The organism is Microbispora amethystogenes (assembly GCF_016863015.1).
Lineage (GTDB): Bacteria > Actinomycetota > Actinomycetes > Streptosporangiales > Streptosporangiaceae > Microbispora > Microbispora amethystogenes.
The window spans coordinates 1-1,192 of the sequence record NZ_BOOB01000127.1 but is presented as its reverse complement, the minus strand read 5'-3'; the positions used below and the strand labels follow the sequence as shown (position 1 = coordinate 1,192).

Below are 1,192 nucleotides of genomic sequence, written 5' to 3'. Positions count from 1 at the left end.
CGGTGACGAACGCGTAGTCGCGGTCGCCGTCCTCGTAGACGTCGTAGTCGTAGTGGGTGTAGGCCGTCTTGCCGACGTACACGCCCCACGGGGTCTTGCCCTGGTAGTAACCCGGGACGAACACCCAGTAGTTCATGGTCGCCTTGTTGGACACCGTGTCGTAGACGCAGTGACCGGCGGTGGCGACCAGGTTGTGGTAGGTCGACTGCACGGAGGTGGCCGAGCACCAGTGCGGGTTGACCGCGACGAACTTGGGCTTCTCGCGGGTGCCCACGTTCTTGAACCCGTCCGCGAAGAACACCTTGCCGGTGGTCTTGGGGAGGTTCACGTTCTTCGACTTGGCGGCGGTCTTCTTCTCGTCGCCGATCGCCGGAACGATGCCGGGCTTGCTGTCGGCCGAGGGGCCACCCTTGGAGAGGTGCTTGGCGGCGACCTTGGTCTCGACGTTGTACGGGGTGGCGGCGATCAGGTTGGCCGCGTTCTCCGCCAGCCAGAAGGCGGCGATGTTCTTGGCCTGGATGCCGGTCGACGCCAGCGGGTCGCTGGCGACGTCGCCGGCCGCCTGAGCGGGGGTGACGAGACCGGCGGCGAGCAGGCCTGCGGTGGCCACGAGGCCACCAAAAGCAAGAGTGCGCTTCATGGGGAACTCCTTGGTCTGGCGTGAGACGCCTCATGCGCCCCATCCGTCAGTGAAGGGATGGCTGGACCATACATGGATGATCTTGAGAAGCGGTAGCGGTTCCCGCGCCGTCTCGGGCCGCCGACAGGCCGAGATCAATCCGTAATCTTCATGCCAAGGAGCACTTTTTACGGCTTCGACAGACATTTGCGCAGATAGTCGGTCAAGCGCGAGGGTGGGGGCGGAGAGACCTTTGAGGCGATTGTTTCGGTCCACAAAAACGACGGTGTGATGCAAATCACATGAAACGGATGACACCGGATCGGCCCGCGGCGCGTCTAAGGGGCCCCTGAAACGCGCCGAGCCCCGGCGCAGGCGCCGGGGCTTCGGGTGCGATGGAACCGTTCGGTCGCCGCCGAGGGGTTCTCCGCCAGCCGGACGGGGGAACGGGGTGTCACGGGTGCGGGCCGGTGGGTTCGCCACCGGCCCGCGGTCGTGCGATCGTCCTCGCGAGTGAGACTCGCGTGAGGACTACTGCGTGGACTACTGCGCGAACTACTGGGCGGTGATCTT

At 65.3% G+C, this 1,192-nt stretch carries 1 protein-coding gene; it reads right to left on the bottom strand.

The features are described 5' to 3' along the window. Positions 1-640: trypsin-like serine peptidase (locus Mam01_RS35985; protein ID WP_373868748.1), on the bottom strand; the 640-nt coding region annotated here is incomplete at its 3' end. Positions 641-1,192 lie beyond the last annotated feature (552 nt).